18 protein-coding genes and 1 tRNA gene are annotated in these 25,832 nt (G+C 72.0%); 11 read left to right on the forward strand and 8 right to left on the reverse strand.

The genetic code is table 11. The annotated features are described in order from the left end of the window. The first annotated feature begins 13 nt into the window (after positions 1 to 13). Positions 14 to 550: a chloramphenicol phosphotransferase CPT gene (gene cpt / locus CFW40_RS13525; RefSeq protein WP_088798032.1), complete on the forward strand. Its 537-nt coding sequence runs from the start codon at positions 14 to 16 to the stop codon at positions 548 to 550. A gap of 553 nt (positions 551 to 1,103) precedes the next feature. Here cpt and mfd read toward each other — a convergent pair. Next, positions 1,104 to 4,649, reverse strand: coding sequence for a transcription-repair coupling factor (mfd, locus tag CFW40_RS13530; RefSeq protein ID WP_088798034.1), 3,546 nt, complete (start codon positions 4,647 to 4,649; stop codon positions 1,104 to 1,106). A gap of 191 nt (positions 4,650 to 4,840) precedes the next feature. Beyond that, a complete protein-coding gene (locus CFW40_RS13535; RefSeq protein ID WP_256331784.1) occupies positions 4,841 to 5,416 on the reverse strand; it encodes a phospholipase A2 in 576 nt (191 codons plus the stop codon). Between the two features lie 521 nt (positions 5,417 to 5,937). Here CFW40_RS13535 and CFW40_RS13540 point away from each other — a divergent pair. After that, a complete protein-coding gene (locus tag CFW40_RS13540) occupies positions 5,938 to 7,440 on the forward strand; it encodes an MFS transporter (RefSeq protein WP_088802098.1) in 1,503 nt (500 codons plus the stop codon). 61 nt (positions 7,441 to 7,501) lie between these two features. Here CFW40_RS13540 and CFW40_RS13545 read toward each other — a convergent pair whose 3' ends face one another. From CFW40_RS13545 to CFW40_RS13560, 4 genes are all read right to left on the reverse strand, one after another. Further along, entirely contained in the window at positions 7,502 to 8,545 is a 1,044-nt protein-coding gene (locus CFW40_RS13545; protein WP_088798038.1) for a cellulose-binding protein, read from the reverse strand. Positions 8,546 to 8,709: 164 nt separating this feature from the next. Further along, positions 8,710 to 9,645 (reverse strand): LCP family protein, encoded by a 936-nt coding sequence (locus CFW40_RS13550; protein WP_256331783.1) that lies wholly within the window; start codon positions 9,643 to 9,645, stop codon positions 8,710 to 8,712. A 263-nt stretch (positions 9,646 to 9,908) separates the two neighbouring features. Next, positions 9,909 to 12,908 (reverse strand): SUKH-4 family immunity protein, encoded by a 3,000-nt coding sequence (locus tag CFW40_RS13555; protein WP_176956507.1) that lies wholly within the window; start codon positions 12,906 to 12,908, stop codon positions 9,909 to 9,911. Between the two features lie 5 nt (positions 12,909 to 12,913). Further along, the gene (locus tag CFW40_RS13560) at positions 12,914 to 13,921 is read right to left on the reverse strand and encodes an SMI1/KNR4 family protein (RefSeq protein ID WP_088798044.1); all 1,008 of its coding nucleotides are present in this window, start codon (positions 13,919 to 13,921) and stop codon (positions 12,914 to 12,916) included. A 321-nt stretch (positions 13,922 to 14,242) separates the two neighbouring features. Here CFW40_RS13560 and CFW40_RS13565 point away from each other — a divergent pair, with 321 nt between their 5' ends. Then, the gene (locus CFW40_RS13565) at positions 14,243 to 14,782 is read left to right on the forward strand and encodes a YwqJ-related putative deaminase (RefSeq protein ID WP_088798046.1); all 540 of its coding nucleotides are present in this window, start codon (positions 14,243 to 14,245) and stop codon (positions 14,780 to 14,782) included. Positions 14,783 to 14,790: 8 nt separating this feature from the next. Continuing rightward, positions 14,791 to 15,345: an SUKH-3 domain-containing protein gene (locus CFW40_RS13570; protein WP_088798048.1), complete on the forward strand. Its 555-nt coding sequence runs from the start codon at positions 14,791 to 14,793 to the stop codon at positions 15,343 to 15,345. Positions 15,346 to 15,529: 184 nt separating this feature from the next. On the opposite strand, the gene CFW40_RS13575 is transcribed toward CFW40_RS13570, so the two are convergent. Then, a complete protein-coding gene (locus CFW40_RS13575) occupies positions 15,530 to 17,035 on the reverse strand; it encodes a sensor histidine kinase (protein WP_088798050.1) in 1,506 nt (501 codons plus the stop codon). Between the two features lie 156 nt (positions 17,036 to 17,191). On the opposite strand from CFW40_RS13575, the gene CFW40_RS13580 reads away from it, so the two are divergent. The 7 genes from CFW40_RS13580 (at position 17,192) to CFW40_RS13610 (ending at position 22,918) form a co-directional block, all read left to right on the forward strand. After that, positions 17,192 to 18,046, forward strand: a complete 855-nt coding sequence (locus CFW40_RS13580; RefSeq protein WP_088798052.1) for a hypothetical protein — start codon at positions 17,192 to 17,194, stop codon at positions 18,044 to 18,046. A 29-nt stretch (positions 18,047 to 18,075) separates the two neighbouring features. Continuing rightward, positions 18,076 to 18,147: transfer RNA gene (locus tag CFW40_RS13585), tRNA-Gln, on the forward strand. 132 nt (positions 18,148 to 18,279) lie between these two features. After that, the gene (gene glmU / locus CFW40_RS13590; protein WP_088798053.1) at positions 18,280 to 19,737 is read left to right on the forward strand and encodes a bifunctional UDP-N-acetylglucosamine diphosphorylase/glucosamine-1-phosphate N-acetyltransferase GlmU; all 1,458 of its coding nucleotides are present in this window, start codon (positions 18,280 to 18,282) and stop codon (positions 19,735 to 19,737) included. A 73-nt stretch (positions 19,738 to 19,810) separates the two neighbouring features. After that, the gene (locus CFW40_RS13595; protein ID WP_088798055.1) at positions 19,811 to 20,785 is read left to right on the forward strand and encodes a ribose-phosphate diphosphokinase; all 975 of its coding nucleotides are present in this window, start codon (positions 19,811 to 19,813) and stop codon (positions 20,783 to 20,785) included. Between the two features lie 206 nt (positions 20,786 to 20,991). Next, entirely contained in the window at positions 20,992 to 21,582 is a 591-nt protein-coding gene (locus tag CFW40_RS13600; RefSeq protein ID WP_088798057.1) for a 50S ribosomal protein L25/general stress protein Ctc, read from the forward strand. Between the two features lie 144 nt (positions 21,583 to 21,726). Further along, positions 21,727 to 22,314 (forward strand): aminoacyl-tRNA hydrolase, encoded by a 588-nt coding sequence (gene pth / locus CFW40_RS13605; protein ID WP_088802099.1) that lies wholly within the window; start codon positions 21,727 to 21,729, stop codon positions 22,312 to 22,314. Positions 22,315 to 22,393: 79 nt separating this feature from the next. Further along, complete coding sequence (locus CFW40_RS13610; RefSeq protein WP_088798059.1) at positions 22,394 to 22,918, forward strand: hypothetical protein; 525 nt, start codon at positions 22,394 to 22,396, stop codon at positions 22,916 to 22,918. A 99-nt stretch (positions 22,919 to 23,017) separates the two neighbouring features. Here the strand turns inward: CFW40_RS13610 and ppc are convergent, their stop codons facing one another. After that, positions 23,018 to 25,741 (reverse strand): phosphoenolpyruvate carboxylase, encoded by a 2,724-nt coding sequence (gene ppc, locus CFW40_RS13615; protein WP_088802100.1) that lies wholly within the window; start codon positions 25,739 to 25,741, stop codon positions 23,018 to 23,020. Positions 25,742 to 25,832 lie beyond the last annotated feature (91 nt).

A 25,832-nucleotide genomic window follows, 5' to 3' on the forward strand; every position in this document is an offset into this window, starting at 1 on the left:
GTACGGTACCGCGATGACCACCGATGTGATCGTCCTGAACGGCGGCTCCAGCGCGGGCACTTCCACCCTCGCCCGGGCCCTGCAGGAGACCCTGCCCCGCCCCTGGCTGACCTTCGGCATCGACACCTTCATCGCTGCCCTGCCGCCCGCGCTGATGACCTCCCCGGACGGGCTGGTCCTCGCCCCCGACGGCACGGTCACCGTCGGGCCCGCGTTCCGCGCACTGCAGACCGGCTGGCTGCACGGCATCGCGGAGATGGCCCGGGCCGGCACCGGCATCATCCTCGACGAGGTCTTCCTGGACGGCGGCGCGGGCCAGGACCGCTGGCACCGGGCGCTGGACGGCCTGAAGGTGCTGTGGGTCGGCGTCCACTGCGACCCCGGCACCGCCACCGCTCGCGAACGCGCCCGCGGGGACCGGGTGGTGGGCATGGCCGCCGCCCAGGCGGCGCTGGTCCACCGGGGCGTCCGCTACGACCTGGAGGTCGACACGACCTCCGTGACCCCGACCGCGTGCGCGCGGCGGATCGCCGCCCACGTTGCCGTGTGATCCGCCGTCTTTCTTTCTGTTGTCCTTTCCCGCCTTCGGCGGGAGCGGGGCGGGTGTGTGGGGTGGGACCCCGGCTGGGTGGTGGGTGGCGGGTTCGGGGCCTCCGGGGTGGGTGTTCGGACTGCTTCGCTTTACGTCCGAACACCCACCCCTCCGGCCCCGCCCCCTCCCGCCGTTTATGGGGCCCCACCCCGGCGGGGGTGAACAAAAAGACCAAAGACCCCAAGCATCAGCTACGCCACGACGCGGCCAAGCTTCTGGCTTTTAAAACCTTCACCCCCACCGGGCGGGGGCCGCCACACCGGACGGGAGGTGGTGGGCCGGAGGGGCCTGTGTGGTGGACGTAAAGCGAAGCAGTCCACCACACAGGCCCCGGAGGCCCGCCACCGGCACCCACCACAGAGCAAGCGCGGCCCCCGCCCAAACCCCACCCCACCCCGCCGGAGGCGAACGGCGCCGCACCCGACAACGTGAGAAGCGGGGCTACGAGCCCAAAAAGGCGAACGGCGCCGCACCCAACAACGTGAGAAGCGGGGCTACGAGCCCAAAGGGGCTACGAGCCCAAAATGGTCGTGAGGAACTCCCCCACCCACGCCAGCAGCTCGCGCCCCACCAACGGCTTGCCGCCGATCTTGCCGGTGGCCGGGCGCGGCACCAGGATCTGACGGGTGGCCGGCTTGAGGACGGTACGGGGGTGGAGCCGCTTGAGCCGCAGCTCCTGCGATTCACGCAACTCCACCGGGCCGAAGCGGATGTTGGAGCCCTGGAGTGTGATATCGGAGACCCCGCAGGCGCGGGCGAGCATCCGCAGTGCGGCGACCAGCAGCAGGTTCTCGACGGGCTCGGGCAGCTTGCCGTAGCGGTCGGCCAGCTCCTCGCGGACGGCCGCGATGTCCTCTTCCGAGGAGGCGGAGGCGATGGCGCGGTAGGCCTGCAGGCGCAGCCGCTCGCCGGGGGCGTAGTCGTGCGGGACATGGGCGTCGACGGGGAGCTCGATCTTGACCTCGAGCGGGGGCTCCTCCTCCACGCCGCCTTCCAGGGAGGCGCGGTAGTCGGCGACCGCCTCGCCCACCATCCGTACGTAGAGGTCGAAGCCGACGCCGGCGATATGGCCGGACTGCTCGCCGCCGAGGAGGTTGCCCGCGCCGCGGATCTCCAGGTCCTTCATGGCGACGTACATGCCCGCACCCATCTCGGTGTGCTGGGCGATGGTCGCCAGCCGCTCGTGGGCGGTCTCGGTCAGCGGCTTCTCCGGCGGGTAGAGGAAGTAGGCGTAGCCGCGCTCGCGGCCGCGGCCCACCCGGCCGCGCAGCTGGTGGAGCTGGGAGAGGCCGAAGTTGTCGCCGCGCTCGACGATCAGGGTGTTGGCGTTGGAGATGTCGATGCCCGATTCGACGATCGTCGTCGAGACCAGCACATCGAACTTCTTCTCCCAGAAGTCGACGACGACCTGCTCCAGTTGCGATTCACCCATCTGTCCGTGGGCGGTCTGGATACGGGCCTCCGGCACGATCTCGCGGAGCCGGGCGGCGGCGCGGTCGATCGACTCGACGCGGTTGTGGATGTAGAAGACCTGGCCCTCGCGCAGGAGTTCCCGGCGGATGGCGGCGCCGATCTGCTTCTGCTCGTAGGGGCCGACGAAGGTGAGGACCGGGTGGCGCTCCTCGGGCGGGGTGGTGATCGTGGACATCTCGCGGATGCCCGTCACCGCCATCTCCAGGGTGCGCGGGATGGGCGTCGCGGACATGGTCAGGACGTCGACGTTGGCGCGCAGCTTCTTCAGCTGCTCCTTGTGCTCGACGCCGAAGCGCTGCTCCTCGTCGACGATGACCAGGCCCAGGTCCTTGAACTTGGTCTCCGAGGAGAACAGCCGGTGGGTGCCGATGACGAGGTCGACGGAGCCGTCGCGCAGCCCTTCGATGACGGCCTTGGCCTCGCCGTCGGTCTGGAAGCGGGACAGCGCCCGGACGTTGACCGGGAACTGGCCATAGCGCTCGGTGAAGGTGCCGAGGTGCTGCTGCACGAGCAGCGTGGTCGGGACCAGGACCGCCACCTGCTTGCCGTCCTGGACCGCCTTGAAGGCGGCGCGGACCGCGATCTCCGTCTTGCCGTAGCCGACGTCGCCGCAGATCAGGCGGTCCATGGGGACGGACTTCTCCATGTCCTCCTTGACCTCGGCGATGGTGGAGAGCTGGTCAGGCGTCTCCGCGTACGGGAAGGCGTCCTCCAGCTCGCGCTGCCAGGGGGTGTCCGGGCCGAAGGTGTGGCCGGGCGCCGCCATCCGCGCGGAGTACAGCTTGATGAGGTCGGCGGCGATCTCCTTGACGGCCTTCTTGGCGCGCGCCTTGGTCTTGGTCCAGTCGGCGCCGCCGAGCCGGTGCAGGGTGGGGGCCTCGCCGCCCACGTACTTGGTGACCTGCTCCAGCTGGTCGGTGGGGATGTAGAGGCGGTCGCCGGGCTGGCCGCGCTTGGCGGGCGCGTACTCGACGAGGAGGTATTCGCGGGTGGCGCCCTGGACCGTGCGCTGCACCATCTCGATGTAGCGGCCGACACCGTGCTGCTCGTGGACGATGAAGTCGCCGGCTTCCAGGGTCAACGGGTCGATGGTCTTGCGGCGGCGGGCCGGCATCCGGGCGCCGTCCTTGCCGGCCGCCTTCTGGCCGGAGAGGTCGGTCTCGGTGAGGACGGCGATCCGGAGGTCCGGGTCGATGAAGCCGTTGTCGAGGGTGCTGCAGGAGACATGGACGAGGGACGGGGAGAGCTCCGCGAGGTCGGCGTCGAGGCGGGCCGGGATGCCCTCGCCGCCAAGAACCTCGACCGTGCGGGCCGCCGGGCCGTGTCCCTCGGTGAGGAACAGCGTGCGCCAGCCGTCCCCCAGCCACTGCTTGGTGTCGGCCAGCGCCCGCTGGGTGTCACCGCGGTAGGTGTCGGGGGCATGCATACCGAGCTTGAGGGTGTCGCCGTCGCCCTCCAGCTCCTCGCCGGACGCGAAGGGGCTGACCGACCACCACATCATTCCCAGCTCGCGCGCCCGGTCCCGGACGTCCGCAAGGCCCCACAGGGAGGCCGCGCCCACGTCGATCGGGGCCTGCCCCCCGCCGGCACTGGCCGCCCAGGACGCCTGCAGGAACTCCTGGCTGGTCGCCACCAGGTCGGCGGCCCGGGTACGCACCCGCTCCGGGTCGCACACCAGCGTCATGCTCCCGGCCGGCAGCACGTCCAGCAGCAGCTCCATGTCGTCCACCAGGACCGGGGCCAGCGACTCCATGCCGTCGACGGCGATCCCCTCGGCGATCTTGCCGAGCAGTTCGCCCAGTTCGGGATGCTTCTCGGCGAGCGCCGCCGCCCGCTCCCGGACGGTGTCGGTCAGCAGCAGCTCACGGCACGGCGGCGCCCACAGGCCGTGCTCGGCGACCTCCAGGGACCGCTGGTCGGCGACCTTGAAGTAGCGGATCTCCTCGACGTCGTCGCCCCAGAACTCCACCCGCAGCGGGTGCTCCTCGGTCGGCGGGAAGACGTCCAGGATCCCGCCGCGGACCGCGAACTCACCGCGCTTCTCGACCAGCTCGACGCGGGCGTAGGCGGCCGCCGCCAGGCCGTCGACGATCTCTTCGAGGTCGGCGCTCTGCCCGGTGCGCAGGCTCACGGGCTCCAGGTCGCCCAGGCCCTTGACCTGCGGCTGGAGCACGGAGCGGATGGGGGCGACGACGACGGAGACGGGGCCGGCCATCGGGTCGTCGGCGCGCGGGTGGGCGAGCCGGCGCAGCACCGCCAGGCGCCGGCCGACGGTGTCCGAGCGCGGCGACAGCCGCTCGTGCGGCAGCGTCTCCCAGGACGGGAACTCCACGACGGAGTTGTCCTCGCCGGCCGGCATCAGGCTGCGCAGCGTGGCGGCGAGATCCTCCGCCTCCCGGCCGGTGGCGGTCACCGCGAGCACCGGGCGTCCGGCCTGCCGCGCCAGCGCGGCGACCGCGAGCGGGCGGGCGGCGGGCGGCCCCACCAGGTCCACATGCGGCCGGTTCCCGTCGGCCGCGGCCTGCAGCGCTTCGGCGAGCGCCGGGTCCCGTACGACGGCGTCGAGCAGACCAGTCAGGCTCATCAGAAGATTCCGTCCCAGCGAGGCGAACAACGCAGCAGCCCGACACGTCTCACGGGCCGGGGCTGCCAAGCGTACGCCCGCCCGCCACCCGGGCGGGCCGCAAGCCCGGGAGGGCCCCGGCGCGGCGGACAGCGCGCGCCGGGGCGGTGTTCCCGGCCGCGGCGCGAGCCGTCAGCCGGGAGCGGTACCGGTCAGCCGAGGACCCGGACCGCGGCGTAGTACTTGTCCGCGCTCTTGAGGCAGGCGGCCTTCATTTTCTTCCGCATCGCCGGGGTGAGCGGGTCGGCCCAGGGCTTGTACTGGCAGGCCTGGCGCATGTCCTGCAGGAATACGTCGTCGATGCGCTTCTTGTGGTCCCGGCGCCAGGCCGCCTTCCCCACAATTGTTTTGTAATTGCGGTAACCGAAGTCGTGGCGGTGGCAGGAGTAGGTGAAGTCGTAGCCGCCCGGCAGCTTCTCCGGCGAGCTGTTGCAGCCGTTGGTGCTCCAGTTGAACCGGAAGTAGTTCGAGCCCGAGCGGTACAGCCCGAGGTACTTGAACCAGGCGTCCCGGGACGCCTGCCCCTTGCTGGTCAGCGACTTGAGCTTCGCCAGCCGGTACGCCCCGCCGACCGCGGGACCGGCCACGTCCGCCGCGGAGATCTGCCGCGCCACGGCGGACGGTCCGGTCGTGACCGCCGTCTTCGCCGGCGCCTCGGCGAGCGCGGGCGCCGCCGTCCCCAGGGCGAGGACACCGGCCAGTACGACACCTCCGAAAGAGGTCCGCATCGTGTTCACTTGTTTTCCTTCCCCGATTTCCCGCTGCATGGGAAGCCGATCCGAAATCGGCTTCAGGGAGGAAAATAGCGCGGCAGCGCGGCTCCGCAGAGGGAATTAAAGGAAATGCCCGGCCACCGCCTCAAGGAACCCCGCATTCCGCGGGACCTGACATGAGAGATGAAGGGACATTTTTGGCCACTATGTCCGAATGAACCTCATGCACGAAAGGGATGCGATGCCCGCAAATCCCGCACGCGCACGCATTGCTGTGATCTGGAACACCCCTGGCGCCAGGGCCGCCGGCGTGCCACGCCCAGGGGCCCGTCGGGTCGCCGCCGGCCCGGATGCGCGGTTCCGCACTCCGCCCCGCGCATGGAAGGGTGCAGCATACAAGGACCTGCGGAAGGTCCCGCGGAGGGGGAACGGTGAGCAACAGCGCGCGACCGGCCGGCCAGAGCGCACGCGAGGCCCCGCGGACGGCGGGCCCGGCGCCCGCGGACCCGCGACGCCGCCCCGTCGTCGCCGCCCTCATGCTCGCCATGGCGCTGGCTGCCCTCGACTCGACGATCATCGCCACCGCCATTCCCCAGATCGTCGGTGACCTGGGTGGCTTCGCGGTCTTCTCCTGGCTCTTCTCCGGCTATCTGCTGGCCGTCACCGTCACCCTGCCCGTCTACGGCAAGCTCTCCGACACCTTCGGCCGCAAGCCCATCCTGCTCACCGGCATCGTGCTCTTCCTCGCCGGTTCGCTGGCCTGCGCGGGCGCCTGGAACATGGCCTCGCTGATCGCCTTCCGCGTGCTCCAGGGCCTGGGCGGCGGCGCCCTCCAGGGCACCGTCCAGACCATCGCCGCCGACCTCTACCCGATGAAGGAACGCCCCAGGATCCAGGCCAGGCTCTCCAGCGTCTGGGCCGTCTCCTCGGTCGCCGGGCCCGCGCTGGGCGGACTGCTCGCCGCCTGCGCCGACTGGCGGTGGATCTTCCTGGTCAATGCGCCGGTGGGCGCGGTGGCCCTCTGGCTGATCGTGCGGTACTTCTCCGAGCCGGAGCGGGACCGGCACGGCCGGCGGGCCCGCCGCCCCCGGGTCGACTGGCCCGGCGCGCTGGCGATCTTCGCCTGTGGCGGGCTGCTGCTGACCGCCCTGGTCCAGGGCGGGGTGGCCTGGCCCTGGTACTCCGCGCCGTCGCTGCTGCTGTTCGCCGGCAGTGCGCTGTGCGCCACGGTCACCGTCCTCATCGAACGCCGGGCCGCGGAACCGATCATCCCCGGCTGGGTCTGGCGCCGCCGCACCATCTCGGCCGTCAACCTCGCCCTCGGCGCCCTGGGCCTGCTGATGGTCGCGCCGACCGTGTTCCTGCCCACCTACGCGCAGGCGGTGCTGGGCCTGGGTCCGACGGCCGCCGGCTTCGTGCTGTCCGTCATGACCCTGAGCTGGCCGGTCTCGGCCGCCCTCAGCAGCCACGTCTACAACCGCCTCGGCATCCGCACCTGCGCGGCACTCGGCATCGGCGGGGCCGGTCTGGTCCTGCTCGCCTTCCCCCTGCTGCCCTACCCGGGCGCCGCCTGGCAGCCCGCCCTGATCATGCTGGCGCTCGGCGCCGCCCTCGGCCTCTTCCAGCTGCCGCTGATCATCGGGGTCCAGTCCTCGGTCGGCTATGCCGAGCGCGGCACCGCCACCGCCTCCATACTCTTCTGCCGCCAGGTCGGCCAGTCCCTCGGCGCCGCGCTCTTCGGCGCCCTCGCGAACGCCACCCTCAACGACCGCCTGGCGCACGCCCCTTCGGACATCCGCCCCGGCCTGCCCGGCGACCTGGACGCGGTCTCCCACGCCCTCCAGCACCCCGGCGCCCTCACCGCCCGTGCCACCGACTACCTCCGCCACGCCGTCGACACCACGGTCGACCACGTCTACCTCGGCGCCGCCGCGGCCGCCGGCCTCGCGCTGGCCGCACTGTTGCTGCTGGCACCGCGGCGCTTCCCGGTGCACTCGGACGCCCGCGGGACGGGCGAGGGGGAGCCGGGGGCGACGTAACCGGGCGCGACGTAACCGGGCGGGAAGTGGCCGACGGGCCGGGCGGGGCGGGCGGTTGCGGTCAGGCGCCCGGGCCGCCGCGCCGACGGGGCACCTGCGTCTTCAGGGTGTCGTCCTCGTCGGAGCCGGGACCGGAGCCGATGCCGGAACCGACGGCGGCGCCGGCGCCCTCGTTCCGTCCGCCGCCCTCCGGAGTACTCCCGGCGCCCTCGTCGCCGCCCTCCGCCACCGGCGCCTTCCCGGTGAGCACCGCCAGGCTGTTGCGGACATGGGTCATATGGATGCGCACCTCTTCGCGCTCCGCGTCGTGTTGGCGCAGGATCCGCTCCGTGGCCCGCTCGATGCGCTCCTCCTCCGCGCGGGCGCGGGCCAGGAGCCCGGCGGCGCGGTCCTCGCCGTCTTCCTGACGGTGCCGGGCGGTCTCCTCCGCCTCCGCATACAGCCGCCGGGCGTCGGCGCGGAGGGCCTTCCCGCGGGCGTCCAGCTCCGCGACGCACCGGTCCGTCTCCGCCTCCAGCGCCGCGAGTTCCCGCCCGGCCGCGTCCCACTCGTCCGCCTGCCGCTGCTCCTGGTCGCTGAGCAACTGCGCGGTGCGCCGCCGCACCTCCGCCAGCCCCTCGGCCGCCTCGCTCCGCAGCCGCTCGGCGTCCTCGGCAGCGACGGCCGCCAGTTCGGTGGCTTCGCCGCGCGCGGCCCGCTCCGTGCGCCGGGCCCGGGTATCCGCCTCGGCCCGCAGCGCATGGGCCGCCCGCTCGGCCGCGTCCCGGACGTCGTCCGCATGGACGGCGGCCTCGCCCCGCATCCGCTCGGCCGCCTGCTCCGCCTCGGCCCGCAGCCGGGCCGCCTCGGACTCCGCGGTCGTCAGGATCAGCCGGGCCTCGCTGCCGAGCGATTCATACGTCTGCGGCGGCTGCTGCGCCAGATAGGCGCGCAGCTCCGCGAGTTCGGCCTCCATCTGGTTGTTCAGGACGGTGAGCCGTGCGGCGCGCTCCCAGCAGGAGTCGCGGTCCACCGAGAGCCCCGTGACCCGGCGGTCCACATCCTCCGGCCGGTAGCCACGCCCTCGTACGGCCTCGAACCCGTGAGGCGAAACCGATGCACTCATCCCTCAAGCCCCTCTCCGCCGCGCACAGCAGCCGCGCGACCCGCAGCGTTCCGCTTCATTTCGCATGATTCCGTGCAGCCCCGTGCAGTGACCCGCACTTCCCGCGGATCGCACCGAACGCCGCAGCCTCGCGACACCCCGTCCAACCCACCCACCAGGATGCGTTATTTATCGCCAGAAGTCGGAATCCGATCATCTGCGCGCAGCGCCTGGAACAACCGCCTCGCCCCGGTTTCGTTCCACTGCAGCACCGACCCCACACCGCTCACCATCACCCCGGGCCGCACCACCGGAACCGTCGTCGCCGTCCCGCCGCCCCCGGCGATCTGCTTCATCGACCAGCCCATATCCAGCACCCGCGCCATGTCGGCCCCCCGGTCCACGGTCAGCGCCGCCAGCGAGGTGTGCAGCACCCGCTGCAGCCGGGACGGATCGAGCAGGACGTCCGGGGAAGCCATCTCGTCGGCCACCGCACCGAGCAATTGCCGCTGGCGCTTCACCCGTCCGAGGTCACCGTCGGGGTCGGTGTACCGGGCCCGTACGTACGCCAGCGCCTGGGTGCCGTTCATCCGCCGGCAGCCCGCCGAGAAGTCGGCCCCCGACTTCTCGTCCCGCAGCGGCTTGTCCAGACACAGCCGCACACCGTCCAGGGCGTTTACGACCTGCACGAACCCCAGGAAATTCACCTCGGCATAGTGCTCCATCCGCAGCCCGGTCGCCTGCTCCACCGTTCGGGTGAGCAGCTGGGGCCCGCCGTCCGCATAAGCCTCGTTGATCTTGCGGCTGCCGTGGCCGGGTATCGGCACATAGCTGTCACGCGGCAGGCTGACCAGCGACGGTCCGTGATCGCCGTAATGCAGCACCATGATCGTGTCGGTGTTCCGCACCTCGTTGTTGCCGACGTGCAGTTCCCTGCGCTGCTGCGGGGTCAGCGCGCTGCGGCTGTCCGAGCCGATCAGCAGCCAATTCGTGCCCTTGCCCGCGGGCGGCCGCCCTGGGTAGTCGGCCAGCGCGTCCTTGTGCCGCAGCTGCCGCCCCGCCGAGACATACAGCCAGGCCCCGATCACGACCACCACCACGGCCAGCACCAGCAGCGACACCAGGAGCCAGACGAGCCACGCCCAGCGGCGCCGGGGCGGGCCGGGACCGCGCAGCGACCTGGCCGTCCGCCGCCGGTGCCACCAGCGCGGGCGCCCCGCCCGGTACCGCGTCGCCGGCGTCGACGACGGCGGCTGCGACAACGGGGGTATCGGACGGCCCATATACGCATGGTCGGGGCACCCGACGCGTCCCGCTCGTCGAACGCCCTGACCATGCCGCTACCGCGGAGCCCGCCGCCCCCCGGGGAGCGCCGTCACCGCCCCTACAGCAGCCCGTCCCACATCTGCTCCAGCAGCACCGACCACCAGGTCTCCGGCGAACCCAGCGCCGGCGGGTCCAGGGCGACCAGCTGCGCCTGGAAGTCGACGGTCCAGCGGCCCGCCTGCTCGGGCGTCAGCCCGTACCGCAGCCGCCACATCCGCCCCAGCATCGCCAGAGCGCGCACGAACTCCGGCAGACCGGAGTTCACGAACTGCGGCGTCGCGGGCGCACCGCCAAGGCCGGCCTCCATCGGCACCGCCACGATGTGCGCGGTCCCGTACTGCACACACAGCTGACGGCCGAAGTCATTGCCCATCACCAGATACGACCCGGCATCCGAGGCGGGCTGCACCATCCGCTCCGCCGCCAGCTCCGCCAGCGTCGGCACCGGACGGCCCGGCTGCGCCTGCGCCCAGAAGAACGGCCCGAAGTCGACCGGCAGCCCGGACCACACCAGCGTCTGCGCCACCACCTCGGGCACGCCGTGCCGGGAGACCGCCCGCTGATCGAAACGGAAGATCCCCTGCGGCCCGAACGCCTGCTCCAGCTCCTGTCCGATCGCCTGCGGCGGCACCGGGGGCACCGGCTGCACCTGCGACGGATGCGGCAACGGCACCCGCACCGGCGCCGGCCGCGCCGGACCGTCCGCGACCTGGTGCAACTCGCCCTGATGCTCGACGAGATGCCGTACGCCCTGCTGGCGCGAGGCATGGTCCCTGCCGTAGGCGGCGGTGTGGCTGATCCGCACCTGCGGCCAGGTTTCCCGGATCATCCGGGCGCAGTAGCCACCCGGCAGATCGCAGCACTCCAGCTCCGTGTGCAGCTCCAGCACCTGCTGCGGGGGAACGTTCATCCCGCGCAGCTCGTGCAGCAGCTGCCACTCCGGATGCGGCGTGCCGGGCGCCGAGCGGCGCACGATCTTCTGCTCGGAGCCGTCCGGCGCGCGATAGCTCAGTACGGCCATATAGCCCGGTCCCACGGTCGGCTGACCGCTGGGCGCCTGCGGATAGCCGTACGCGCCACTGCCGCCGGGGCCCTGCTGGGCTCCGGGCGGTCCCTGCGGGGGCGCGGGCCGGCCGGGCGGCGCCTGGGGCGGGGCGACGGGGCCGGCCGGCGGCGGCATACCGGGGCCACCGGTACCGCCACCGGGCCCGTGGGCGCCCGCCCCGCCGGCACCCGCGAAACCGGCCTGCAACGACGCACCGTCGGCGAGCATCGTCGCCGCGGCATGCACCCCACCGCCACCGGCGCCACCCGCGGCGGGTGGTGCGGAGGGCGGCGGCGGAGGCGGGCCGTCCGGGCTGCCGGAGCCCCGGCCGCCCGCGGACGCGGTGGGCCTGCCGGGCGGGCCGGGAGGCTTGGGCGCACCGGGCGGGCCGGGAGGCGCGGGCGGCGGCACACCGGGGCCACCGGTTCCGCCGCCCGGCCCGTGGGCACCCGGACCGCCGGCACCCGCGAGACCGGCCTGCAGCGACGCACCGTCGGCGAGCATCGTCGCCGCGGCATGCACCCCACCGCCACCGGTACCACCCGCGGCGGGGGATCCCGTGCCGCCGGAAGGGGAAGCGGAACCGGAAGCGCCGGCCCCGTCGGGGCCACCAGTCGCACCCGTCCCGCCCGGCCCGTCCACCGCACTGAGATCCAGCTCCGCCGCATCCAGCTGCGAGACCATCTGCGTCGGTACGTAGCCACCGGCCGGGGCGCCGGACGCACCGGGACCGGGCGCCGCGGGCCCGCCGGACGGGCGCGCCCCGGCGTCGCCCGTAGCGGCGGGATGGGACACGCCGGGAGGCGGCGGCGGACCGGCGGCGGCGTTACCGGGCAGGGACGCACCATCGGCCAGCATCGTCGCCGCGGCATGCACCCCGGCGTCCCCGCCGCGCACGGGCGGCGCGGGCGGCGCGGGCGGCGTCCCGGGACCGGGCGCAGCGGCACCCGGCGGCGGCGGTACGTCGACGACCGGCGGGCCGGACGGCGGCGGCAGATCCGGCAGCCCCGCGGCGGCGGGCGGCGCGGCAGGCATCGGCGGCGGCAGGGGGACGCCTTCCGGCCCGCCGGCCGGGCGCGTCCGACCGGCCGCGGGACCGGCCCCGGGGCCTGCCCCGGGACCCGCACCGGGCCCGGCAATGGGCCCGGCCTGGTCCGGCAGGTCCAGCGCGGGCGCCACCTGCGTACGCGGCAACTGACTGCCGCCGTGCAGCAGTTCGGTCTTCGCCTCCGGCCGGGCACGGGGCACCTGCGGGGCGTCGTCCTCCTCGTCGAAACCGGCCAGCGGCGGCGCGAAGACCGTCGCGGGCAGCCCCACCGAGCGGTCCTCGCCCCCCGCGCCGGCGGTCGTGTCCGCCCCGGCCCACGGCGTCGGCGCCCCCGGCGCCTCCTCACCCGCGGGGGCGGCCGCGCCCTCGGCGCCGTTGACGTTCACGCCCGCCCAGGCGTCCGAAGCCGACGGCGCGGCAGCGGACGCGGGCGCGGCATCGGACGCGGGCGCGGGCGCGGGCGACGGAGAAGCCTCGGGGGAAACCGCCGGGGAAGCCGCCGGCGCCGCACCCGCAGCACCCGCGGCGCCCGCACCCCCGGCACCCGTACTCCCGGCACCCGTACCCCCGGCCCCCCGCCGGCCCGGCCCGCCGATCGTGTCCGCCGCCTCCTGCAGCCACTCCGGCGGCGTCAGCAGAAACGACGTGGCCTCCAGGTCGATCCGCTGCGGCGGCGCCTCGGCCGCGCCGTACCCGCCGTCCGCGGGGGCGCCGTACGCCTCCTCGTAACGCCGGATCACCTCACCCACCGGCAGCCCCGGCCACAGCGTCGTCTCCCCACTGTCCCGCGCGATCACCATCCGGGCCCGTCCGCCATCCGTCGACGGACCACCCTCCCGGTCCTCGGCCCAGGCCACGAAGCCCAGATCGAACTCCCGCACCCGCACCTCACGATGCATCGGCGCCGGGACCTCACCGTTCACCCACAGCTCCGCGCGCTCCTGCGCCTGCGCGAACGTCACCACCGTGCTCAGCTCCCCACCGCAACCGCGTACGCAAAACCGCCGTCGACCATCAGGTTCGCCACGGTGTCCAGCTCCGGCGGATTGCCCACCAGCCGCTGCAGAAAGTCATCGAAATCCGCGCCGCAGGGCAACAGCAGCCGCTCCACCCGCTCCTGCACCGTCCAGCCGTCCTGATCCCGCGCATCGTCGTACGGGCAGAACCACACCGAACCCAGCGCCTCGCCGCGCACCTTCACCGCGATCACACCACCCTGGACGAACGCCACGCCCAGGTAGTCCTTGGTGAAGTGGTCCCGCAGGCACTTGTTCACATAGAGCAGGTCGTTGACCGCCGCGTCATCGCGCACCGTGAAGAACGGCTGGTCGACCAGCAGCCCCAACTCCGCGTCCAGCGCCGCGCCCACCGGAGCGCAGCCGCCCGCCGCCTTCAGGAACGAGCGGTAGGCACCCGGCAGCCGATAGCCCAACGCCTCCTCGGCCTGCGCCACCTGCTCCTCACCCACCGACAGATCACGGTGCGGCAGCCCGAAATGCGCCGGCCGGGTCTCCTGCAGCGGCCGGGTACCACGCCGGTCGTGCGCCACCGCGGCCGTCGCCAGCCCGCCGTGATGACGCAACAGCGCCTTCACCTCGACCGGGATCAGCTCCATCCGCCGGGTACCGGCCACGTGATGCCAGGTCCAGCCGTGCGGCGTCGCCACGGCCGGCACATCTATCCACAGCTCGTGCCCCTGCGCGTGCAGGGCCGCGTTCGCCGACACATAGTCCGTCAGCCGCAGCTCATCGACGCCGAACCCCTCCGGCGGCTCGGCGATCTCCGCCGCGGCGCGGGCGTACGGCGAGAACTCCGGGAAACCGCGGGCGTCCATCCGCACCCCGGCGGGGTACCGCGTGGCGCGGACCGGGTCCGGAAAATGCACGACCTGTCCGGCATAGGCCGCATTCGGTGGGGCGGTACCTCCCACCACCTGGGGGCCGGGGTGTGCCCCCAGCCCTTGCCGACCTGTCGTCATCGCGGTTGCCCCCTGGCTGAAGCTGGCTTTGGGGCACAGCCTATGCCGTACCGCAACACCCGCCCCCGCCCGCCTGCCCCCACACGTCAGCCCCGCGACACACCGGCGTCACCCACCGGCACACCACCCCCGAGCCCCCCGCGCACCACCCCGCCCACCAGCCCGGTTCCGCCGCGCCCGACGCCCCGTCAGCTCACCGTGACATCGCCGACAGGCCGCCCGACTACCGCAACACCCAGCACATTTGGCAGGCTGACCCTCCCCCACCTTTGGCGGGGAGACCCCCAGCACCACGGGGATTCGGGGAGGGAAAGCACCACCATGAGCACCACCGCACGCCACCACAACTCAGCCGCAGGCGATCCCCGCACCGCCGCCGGCGACCCACGCATCGGCTGGAGCGGCATCACCGACGACCATCGCGCGCCCGCCCTCCACCACCGCCGCGACGGCATCCTCCCCACCATCGGCGCCGCCCTGTCCGTACGCGGACAAACCCTCACCTGCACCGCGAGCAAGGCCGAACAGCCCCCCGCGCTGCACCCGCTGGTCCAGGACTTCCTCGACGCCCTCGCCACCGCACAGCGCGAACGTTTCACCGGGCGCTGCCCCGAAGCCGTCCTGCTCTCCCGTCACCTCACCGCCGTCGAGGGCAACCGCGGCAAACGCGCCTCCCGCAAACCCCTCACCAATGGCGAAGCCCGCCGCTCCCTGAAACACTCCAAGATCACCGCACGCCACATCCGCGAGGACGGCGACCCCCAGCACGGCAGCTACGCCCCGCCCTGTCGCTCCTGCGACGCACTCCTCGCCCACTTCGGCGTCATGCCCATCAGCGGCACCGCGCCCACAGGAAGCTGACCGCCACCATGCCGCCCACCACCCCCGGCCCCCGCACCCCGGCCCACGACCGCGCCGACTCGACCCGCTTCCCCGCCGCCGTCGACGTCGCCCTCCAGGAAGCCGGCTGGCAACCCGGCCGCTGGGACATACAGCAGGCCGAACACTGGGCCGACACCCTCCGCGCCCACGTCTCCCCCGCCGGCCACCGCCACACCGTCTTCGCCGCCGCCGTCGAGGCCTGGGCCGAATTCGGCGACCTGCGCATCGCCGGCCCCGGCCCCGGGCGCCACATCGCCCCCACCCCGTTCGCCATCAACCCCCTGCACGGGCTCCACCTCGCCCGCACCCTCGGCGACCTCGGCCGCGCACTGGAGACCGACGTGGCCCCCCTCGGCCGCGAAGAACTCACCACCAACGGCACCACCTACGGCCAGGCCACCCTCGCCATCGACGCCGAAGGCCGCGTCTACAGCCTCGACCACACCGGCGACTGGTACCTGGGCCCCGACCTCGACAGCGCGCTCGGCACGCTGGTGCTGGGGACGAGGCCTAGTCGGCTCGCCTTCACGGCGTACGGCTGACGCCGCGGTTTTCCCGGGTTCTTTTCCCGCCTCCGGCGGGGGCGGGGCCGGAGGGGTGGGTGTTCGGACGTAAAGCGAAGCAGTCCGAACACCCACCCCGGAGGCCCCCAACCCGCCCCCCACCACCCAGCCGGGGCCCCACCCCACAACCCACCCCACCCCGCTCCCGCCGAAGGCGACCCGCTCAGTCGATGGCCGGCCTTGCGGCCGGGAGCACCGCTGACACCCGGAACCCCCCCGCCTCCGTCGGCCCCGAGACGAACACGCCGCCCAGCGCCGTCACCCGCTCCCGCATCCCCACCAGGCCGTTGCCGCCGCTCGGCAGCCCCGCATCGGCCGCGCCGCCCTCGCAGGGCCCGTTCTCCACCTGCACGGCGAGCTCGCCGTCCCGGTGCGCCAGCCGCACCCGCGCCCGCGCGCCCGGCGCATGCTTGTGCACATTCGTGAGCGCCTCCTGCACCACGCGGTACACGGTCCGCTCCACCCGCGCCGCATACCGGCGCCCGGCCACGGCCGGCGCCCCCTCCCCCGCGGGCCCGTCCTCCGCGGCCGCCTCCTCGGCAGGCCCGTCCACCGTCAGCTCGACCGCCATCCCGGCCGCCCGGGACTGGCCCACCAGATCCGCCAGCTCCGTCAGACACGGCCCCTCGGCATCCGCGTCCCCCGCCCCGGACACCGGCGACGCCGCCGCCCCGGGGCCGGAGCCATCGGCCACCGCGGACGACGCCGACGCCCCGTCCGCGGACGGCTCGGACACCCGCGCCTGCCCCGTCGCCTTCGCCCCCGCCTGCGAGGCCACCGCCGCCAGCCGCTCCGGCGCGCCCGAGGCCGCAGCGCCACGCCCCGCCGACCCCTCGGCCGTACGCAACACCCCCAGCATCTCCCGCAGCTCCGTAAGCGCCTGGCGCCCCATGTCGCCCACCAGCCCCGCGTTCTTCGAGGCCTTCTCCGGATCCTTGAGCGCCACCGCCTGGAGCGCGGCCGCATGCACCACCATCAGACTCACCCGGTGCGCGACCACGTCGTGCATCTCGCGCGCGATCCGGGTCCGCTCCTCGTTACGGGCCCACTCGGCCCGCTCCTCGGCCCGGTCCGCCAGCAACGACAGCTCCCGCTCCAGACCGTCCGCCCGCTCCCGCAAGCTCTCCACCAGCCGCCGCCGGGCCGCGATGTACAGCCCCCACAGCACCGGCGGCGCCGTCAGCACCAGCCCCACCGCCAGCGCTATCAACGGCACGAACCACATCGGCGGATGGAAGTCCTGCTGCGCCGCGACGTCCTCCCGCAGGCTGAGGAACGTCGTCATCAACGTCCCCGCCACGGTCATGCCCGCCAACAGGGCCGTAATCCTGCGCGGCACATCCGACGCGGCCAGCGTGTACAGCCCCACCACGCTCAGCAGCCCGCCCATCTCCGCGGGCATCACCGCGATCGAGACCAGCACCACCACCACGGGCCACCGCCGGCGCACCAGCAGCACCGGCCCGGCCAGCAGGCCGAGCACGACCCCCAGCAGCACGGGCACCTGCGCCTCGTGCGCGGCACCGATCCCCTCCGCCACACACTCCACTGCCGAAGCCGCCGCCAGGAACACATCCAGCGCCGCACTCCGCCACCGGGCCCACCACCACGGCCCCTCCACCGGCGCACCCCGCGCGCCCACACCTTCACTTGCCCCCGTCGCGGTCATACCGCCCAGCCTACGGGCGCCGGCCCCCGGTCCCCCGCCCCGTTACCGGTCATAGACCAGGCCCATTACCAGCCCTTACCGCTGGTTATCGCTCGAACTGTTGAATCGCCCATATTTTCGCCCCTTCCGCATACCTGGCCGCGGCACCCTGTTCCCATGCCGAACACCCATCGCCACCCTCCCGACTACGAGGCGTTACGCCCCCAAGCCATCGCCCTGCGCCGCGCCGGCCTCAGCCGCCGCCAGATCCGCGACCGCCTCCACGTCCACAACAACGACATCCTCAACCGCCTCCTCGACGGCACCCCCGCCCCCGACTGGACCCGCCGCCCGAACGCCAAGGACGACCTCCGCGAACGGGCCCGCGAGCTACGGAAGGAGGGCAGGACCTACGACGAGATCCAGGTCGAACTGGGCTGCTCGAAGAGTTCGATCTCACTGTGGGTACGGGACCTGCCGAAACCGCCGCCCCGCACCCCCGAAGAGGCCTCGGCCATCGCCCGCCGCGGCTGGGAGGCGACACTCAAGCGGCGCGAGGAGGAGCGGCAGCGGACGAAACAGGCCGCGACCCGCGAGATCGGCGAGCTCACCGACCGGGAGCTCTTCCTGATCGGCGTCGGCCTGTACTGGTCCGAGGGCAGCAAGAGCAAGCCGTACCGCCTCAGCGAACGTGCCATCTTCATCAACAGCGACCCCGACATGATCCGGGTCTACCTCGCATGGCTCCGCCTGCTGGGCGTGAACGATGAGCGGCTGCGCTTCTACGTACACATCCACGAGTCGGCTGACACAGGGGCCGCGGAGCGCTTCTGGGCCGGCATCACGGGCGCCGAGCCGCCGGCCTTCGGCAAGACCACACTCAAGCGGCACAACCCCAAGACGGTCCGCAAGAACGTCGGGGAGAACTACCACGGCTGCCTGATGATCCATGTTTCGCAAAGCGCGGAGCTATACCGTCGCATCGAAGGCTGGTGGTACGGCATAGTGTTGGGTGCCGAGCGATCAGCCTGACGGAATGTCCGGTTTAACCCGCTCTATCATCCCCCGTGGTGTAATGGGCAACACTGTCGGTTTTGGTCCGACCATTAGAGGTTCGAGTCCTCTCGGGGGAGCCTCGATCGAATGGGCAATTTTCCGGGTCCTGACCACCAAGTCAGGACCCGCCCGCGTTTCGGCTGCTATACGCACCGGTATCCTTCGGGTGACCACCACCCGAAGTAGCCAAGAAGCCGAAGGGCATCCCCGTGAGCGCCAACCGCCCGGCAGCCGTCGTCGTTCTCGCAGCGGGTGAGGGCACCCGCATGAAGTCGGCGACCCCCAAGGTCCTGCACGCCCTCTGCGGCCGCTCCCTCGTCGGACATGTCGTCGCCGCCTCCCGAGAGCTGGATCCCGAGCATCTCGTCGTGGTCGTCGGCCATGCCCGTGAGCAGGTGCAGGCGCATCTGGCCGAGGTCGACCCGGCCGCCCGCACCGCCGTGCAGCACGAGCAGAAGGGCACCGGCCACGCGGTCCGTACCGCCCTGGAAGAGCTGAGCAACAGCGGTGTCGCCCTCGACGGCACCGTCATCGTCGTCTGCGGCGACACCCCGCTGCTGACCGGCGAGACCCTGCGGCTGCTCGGCGACACCCATGCGGCGGACGGCAATGCCGTGACCGTGCTGTCCGCCGAGGTCCCGGACTCCACCGGCTACGGGCGCATCGTGCGCGAGGCGGGTACCGGCGCGGTGACCGCGATCGTCGAGCACAAGGACGCCACCGCGGGCCAGCGCGCGATCCGGGAGATCAACTCGGGGGTTTTCGCCTTTGACGCGCAGCTCCTGGTGGACGCGCTCGGCAAGGTCCGTACGGACAACAGCCAGGGCGAGGAGTACCTGACCGACGTGCTGGGGATCGTGCGGGAGGCGGGGCACCGGGTCGGTGCGGCGGTGTCCGCCGACCACCGGGAGATCCTGGGGATCAACAACCGGGTGCAGCTGGCGCAGGCGCGGCGGCTGCTGAACGACCGGCTGCTGGAGCGGGCGATGCTGGCAGGTGTGACGGTGGTGGATCCGGCGTCGACGTGGGTGGATGTGTCGGTGACGTTCGAGCCGGACGCGACGGTGCACCCGTTCACGGAGCTGCGGGGTGCCACGCATGTCGCCACGGGCGCCGAGGTGGGTCCGCAGTCCCGGCTGACGGACACGTCGGTGGGCGCGGGCGCGGTGGCGTCGTTCACGGTGGCCGAGGGTGCGCGGATCGGTGAGGGTGCGAGTGTCGGCCCGTATGCGTATCTGCGGCCGGGGACGGATCTGGGTCCGAAGGCGAAGGCCGGCACGTATGTGGAGATGAAGAACGCGTCGATCGGCGAGGGCACGAAGGTGCCGCATCTTTCGTATGTGGGAGATGCGACGATCGGTGAGTTCACCAATATCGGTGCGGCGAGTGTCTTTGTGAACTACGACGGTGAGGCAAAACACCACACGACGGTCGGGTCGCATTGCAAGACGGGGTCGGACAACATGTTTGTGGCTCCGGTCACGGTCGGGGACGGCGCTTATACGGCGGCGGGCTCGGTCATCACCAAGGATGTGCCCCCGGGTTCGCTGGCGGTCGCGCGTGGCCAGCAGCGGAATATCGAGGGTTGGGTCGCGCGGAAGCGGCCCGGAAGCGCCGCCGCGCAGGCGGCTTCGGCTGCTCGCCAGGATGCCGAGGGCGAGCGGTGACCGTGCAAGAGGTGCGCCGTGCGGGGCGTACCTTTGTTGAGCGCACGCAAACTGTGATTCGAGGAGATTTGCTGTGACCGGGATCAAGACGACCGGCGAGAAGAAGCTGATGCTCTTCTCCGGCCGCGCCCACCCCGAGCTTGCCGAGGAGGTCGCGCACCAGCTGGGTGTGGGCCTGGTCCCGACGAAGGCTTTCGACTTCGCCAATGGTGAGATCTATGTCCGCTATCAGGAGTCGGCGCGTGGCGCGGACTGCTTTTTGATTCAGAGCCACACGGCTCCGATCAATAAGTGGATCATGGAACAGCTCATCATGATCGACGCGCTGAAGCGGGCTTCGGCCCGGAGCATCACGGTGATCGTTCCGTTCTACGGCTATGCGCGGCAGGACAAGAAGCACCGTGGCCGTGAGCCGATTTCGGCGCGGCTGATCGCGGATTTGATGGCGACCGCGGGTGCGGACCGTGTGGTGACCGTGGATCTGCACACGGACCAGATCATGGGCTTCTTCGACGGCCCGGTGGATCACCTTTTCGCGCTGCCGGTCCTTGCGGACTACGTGGGCGCGAAGGTGGACCGCGACAAGCTGACGGTGGTCTCGCCGGACGCCGGCCGGGTGCGGGTCGCGGACCGCTGGTGCGACCGCCTCGGTGCGCCGCTGGCGATCGTCCACAAGCGGCGTGACAAGGACGTGGCGAACCAGGTCACCGTGCATGAGGTCGTCGGCGATGTGAAGGACCGGGTGTGTGTCCTGGTCGACGACATGATCGACACCGGTGGCACGATCTGTGCGGCGGCGGATGCGCTGTTCGCGAATGGTGCGTCGGATGTGATCGTGACGGCGACGCACGGTGTGCTGTCGGGTCCGGCGGCGGACCGGCTGAAGAATTCGAAGGTGAGCGAGTTCGTGTTCACGAATACGCTGCCGACGCCTTCGGAGCTGGAGCTGGACAAGATCACGGTGCTGTCGATGGCGCCGACGATCGCCCGCGCGATCCGTGAGGTGTTCGAGGACGGCTCGGTGACGAGCCTCTTCGAGGAGCAGTGAGCGCAGGCTCCGGGCGGGCCTGTGAGCCGGCCCGGGGCTGATCGACTTTGGGGCGGCCTTCCGGCCGGGTAGACTCATCGAGTTGCTCGGCGAGGGAGGCCGCCCTTTTGTGGTGGCTGTCCGTTATCGACGCGCTCTTCGTAGCAGGTCTGTCGTGGGCCGGGTAACGCCCACCAGATGTTTTCTGCAATACGAGGAGTGCCGTTATGGCTGAGGTCAAGCTCGCCGCCCAGGTTCGTACCGACTTCGGTAAGGGTGCCGCCCGTCGTGCGCGCCGCGCCGACCTGGTTCCGGCTGTCATCTACGGTCACGGTGCCGAGCCGCAGCACGTGGCGATCAACAACCACGCGCTGATGATGGCGCTGAAGACGCCGAACGCCCTGATCCGTCTGGACTTCGAGGGCAAGACCGAGCTGGTCATCCCCAAGGCCGTGCAGCGTGAGGCGATCCGCCAGTTCCTGGTGCACGTGGACTTCCTGGCCGTGAAGAAGGGCGAGAAGGTCTCCGTCGAGATTCCGATCCACGTCGAGGGCGACCTGGCGCCGGGCCAGCTCGTGCTGGAGCACGTGCTGAACGCGCTGCCGATCGAGGCCGAGGCCACCCACATCCCGGAGTCGGTCACGATTTCCGTCCAGGGCCTGGACGCGGGCGCTTCGGTGCTGGCCAAGGACGTCACGCTGCCGTCGGGTTCGGCGCTGGCCGTGGACGAGGACGCGGTCGTGCTGCAGGTTGTCGCGGCGCAGGCCGAGGCTCCGGCCGAGGAGGCCGAGGGCGAGGGCGAAGGCGCCGAGGCCTGAGTCGTTTTTCGCTGAGGGGTTTTCTCGGCGAGTGGTCCAGCCGCTGCCGCGCGCCTTGGGGCGCGGGGTGGCGGTTGGCCTGTTTCATGGGCAGTTGCGGTCGGGGCCGGTGCGGGGTTGCCGGCGGATGTGGGAGTGGCTGAGATGACGGACGCTGATCCGTGGCTGGTGGTGGGGCTGGGTAATCCGGGCCCGGAGTATGCGCGTAATCGCCACAATGTGGGTTTCATGGTGGCGGATTTGCTGGCGGAGCGGATGGGGGGCCGTTTCAAGGCGCACAAGGCGCGGGCGCAGGTGGTGGAGGGGCGTTGTGGTGCGCCAGGTCCGTCGAGTCGCCGTGTCGTGGTGGCGAAGCCGTTGTCGTTCATGAATCTGTCGGGTGGGCCGACGACGGCGTTGCGGGATTTCTACAAGGTGCCGGTCGGCAACATCATTGCGATTCATGATGAGTTGGATATCGATTACGGTGCGTTGCGGCTGAAGCTGGGTGGCGGTGACAACGGTCACAACGGTCTGAAGTCGATCACGAAATCGCTGGGTGCGGAGTACCACCGGGTGCGGTTCGGGATCGGGCGTCCGCCGGGCCGTATGCAGGTCGCGGATTTCGTGCTGAAGGATTTTTCGTCGGCGGAGCGGCGCGAGCTGGATTATTTCGTGGACCGTGCGGCGGATGCGGTCGAGACGCTGATCGTGGACGGTCTGGAACGGGCGCAGAGTACGTACAACTCCTGAATGGGACAGCGGGGGTCAGGCTCTGACGAACCGTTGTGGGAGGTTGACCGGGTGCGGGTTATGGCCAAGGATCGCCGCCATGCCCCGAAGCAGTACGCGCACCAAAGCGGTCAGACGGAGTCGTACCCGGCGGGTCGGTGAGAGCGCTTACGGTGCGCTGCTGCTGGCCAGGACCGGGGTGATGGGTCTGCTGGCGCTGCTCCTGCTGGTGGCGGGGGTGTGGACGTCGTGGCACACGGCGCAGTACGCGATGCTCGTCAAGGCGCGGGAGCGCGGAATGATGACGGTGTCGTCGTGTGCGGCGGAGCGGTGCACCGGCTCGTATGTGCCGACGGGGGGCGATGGCCGGCCGCGGTCGCGGGTGACGATCGCACAGGCGGCGGCGGGCGGCAAGGGCGAGCGGGTCGAGGTGACGGTCGAGCCGGGGACGGCGCGTGCGGTGCGGACCGGGGCGGCCGGGATCCTGCATGCGTGGGTGCCGTTCGCGGGGGCGTTGCTGTTGGCGGCGCTGGTGGTGGCCGGGGGGATGCGGCTGCGCCGTACGGCGTGGGTGATGGGGTTGTTGGGGGCGGTGTTGTTGGGCGCGGCGTTCGCTGCGCTGTAGGCGGTAAGCCTGTGGGCGGTACGGCTGTGGGCGGTACGACGGCGGCCCGCCCTCTCGGTGGAGAGGGCGGGCCGCCGTCGTGTGTCCGGCCGGGTGGTGTCAGCCGGTGTTGCGCAGTCCGGCGGCGACGCCGTTGACGGTGAGCAGCAGGGCGCGGGCGAGGACCGGGTCCGGCTCCTCGCCGCGCTCGGCGGCGCTGCGCTGGCGGTCCAGCAGCGAGACCTGGAGGTAGGAGATCGGGTCGAGGTAGGCGTCGCGGATGTGGAAGGTCTGCTTGAGGACCGGGTTGGAGTCGAGGAGGGTCTTCTCCCCGGTGACCCGCAGGACCTCGGCGACGGTGAGCTCGTGCTCGGCCTTGATGACGTCGAAGACGTGCTTGAGCTCGTCGGGCACGAGGGTGTCGACGTAGTGCTGGGCGATCCGCAGGTCGGTCTTGGCCAGCGTCATGGTGACGTTGGACAGGAAGTTGCGGAAGAAGTGCCAGTGTTCGGCCATCTCGTCCAGGACGCTGTCGAGTCCGGCTTCCCGGGCGGCCTTGAGGCCGGTGCCGACGCCGTACCAGCCGGGGACGATCTGGCGGGACTGGGTCCAGCCGAAGACCCACGGGATGGCGCGCAGTCCGTCGAGGCCGGCGCCGGAGTCGGGGCGGCGCGAGGGGCGCGAGCCGAGGTGGAGCTCGGCGAGCTGGTCGACGGGGGTGGAGGCGAAGAAGTACGCGGGCAGGTCGGGGTCCTCGACCAGGCGCCGGTAGGAGCCGTGGGCCGCCTCGGAGACGGTTTCCATGGCGGCGTCCCAGCGGGCCAGTGCCTCGTCGGACTGCCGGGGGGCGGTGTGCAGGGCGGAGGCCTGGAGGGTGGCGGCGACCGTCAGTTCCAGGTTCTCCCGTGCCAGGGACGGCACCAGGTACTTGTCGGAGATGACCTCGCCCTGTTCGGTGACCTTGATCTCGCCTTCGAGGGTGCCGTAGGGCTGGGCGAGGATCGCGTCGTGGGAGGGGCCGCCGCCGCGGCCGACGGTGCCGCCGCGGCCGTGGAAGAGGCGCAGCCGTACGCCGTGCCGGTGGGCCACGTCGCGCAGCAGGCGCTGGGCGCGGTGGATCTCCCATTGGGAGGTGGTGATGCCGCCGAACTTGGAGGAGTCGGAGTAGCCGAGCATGACCTCCTGGACGTCGCCGCGCAGGGCGACCAGGCGCCGGTAGGAGGGGTCGGCGAGCATCTCGTCGAGCAGCTGGTCGGCGATCTTCAGCTCGTCGGTGGTTTCCAGGAGCGGGACGATGCCGATCTTGGCCCAGCCGGCGTGCAGGTCGATCAGTCCGGCCTCGCGGGCAAGGACGGCGGCGGCGAAGACGTCGTCGGAGCCGGCGCACATGGAGATGATGTAGGACTCGATGACCTCGGGGCCGAAGGTCTCCTTGGCCTTGCCGATGGTGCGGAAGACGCCGAGGGTCTTGGCGCCGGCCTCGTCGAGCGGGGCCGGGGTGGGGGCCAGCGGGCGGCGGGAGCGCAGTTCCTTGGCGAGGAGCTTGCGGCGGTAGTCGCGCGGCATGTCCGCGTAGCGCCAGGATTCCTCGCCGAGGCGGTCGAAGAGCTGGCCGAGGGCGTGGTGGTGGGCGTCGGCGTGCTCGCGGACGTCCATGGTGGCGAGCTGCAGGCCGAAGGCGGCGATGGTGCGCAGGGTGCGCTCCAGGCGGCCGTCGGCGACCAGGCCGCCGCGGTGTTCGCGCAGCGAGGTCTGGATGAGGGCCAGGTCGTCGAGGAGTTCCACGGTGCCGAGGTAGTCGCGGCCGGGGACGTGGGGGGTGTCGCCGGCGAGGCGTTCGCGGGTGTTGACGAGCTTCTGGCGGATGCAGGTCGCCTTGAGGCGGTAGGGCTCCTCGCTGTTCAGCCGCTTGTAGCGGGGGCTGATCTCGGGGAGGAGGTCGAGGTCGTGCTGGAGGGATTCCAGCAGTTCGTCGGTGGCGCCGCAGTTGCGGATGGAGTTGGACAGCGCGCCGCGCAGTTCGTCGACGTGCTCCAGGGCGTCGGTGATGCCGTGCTCGTGCTGGAGGAGCAGGACGTCCCAGGTGACCTGCGGGGTGACGTTGGGGTTGCCGTCGCGGTCGCCGCCGATCCAGGTGCCGAAGGTGAGCGGGCGGGTGCCGGCGGGCAGCTCGGTGCCGGCCCGCTCCAGCTCGGCGGCGAGGTCTTCGAGGACGTCGCCGACGGCGCCGCGGCCCAGCTCGTCGAGGTAGTAGATGGCGTTGCGGGCCTCGTCGGTGGGCTCCGGGCGGGCGACGCGCAGCTCGTCGGTCTGCCAGATGAGGTCGATGTTCTCGGCGAGGCGGAGGTCGGCGCGGCGGCGCTCGGCGTCGGGGCTGTCCAGCAGCTCGGCGACCTTGCGGAGCTTGGTGAGGACGGAGCGGCGGGCGGCCTCGGTGGGGTGCGCGGTGAAGACCGGGCGCACGCCGAGGTTGCGGGCGGTCGCCTTCAGGTGCTCGGGGTCGGCGTCCTTGAGCATGTCGGCGGTGCGGGCGAGGATGCTGCCCTCGGCGGCGCGCCGGGCGCCGAGCTCCCGGCCGCGGTGCACCTGCTCGGTGACGTTGGCGAGGTGGAAGTACGTGGAGAAGGCGCGCACCAGCTTGGCGGCGGTGGCCAGGTCGGTGTCGCCCAGGAGCCGGGCGGCGGCTTCGCCGTCGGAGCGGGTCAGGGCGCGGACCCGCTCGACGAGGTCGAGGAGCTCCGGGCCTTCCTGGCGGACCAGGGTTTCGCCGAGGAGGTCGCCGAGGCGGCGGATGTCGGCGCGCAGGGCGATGTTGTCGCTCGGGCCGGGGTCGAGGCTCTCGATGGGCGCGATCTCGGCTGGAGTGTTGTCGGCACTGCTCACTGGTGCGGCTCCTTGCAGCGATCAGGGGCGTCGTACCGCGGCTCATGGGAGA

Origin of the sequence: Streptomyces sp. 2114.4, from assembly GCF_900187385.1 — a bacterium.
GTDB lineage: Bacteria > Actinomycetota > Actinomycetes > Streptomycetales > Streptomycetaceae > Streptomyces > Streptomyces mooreae.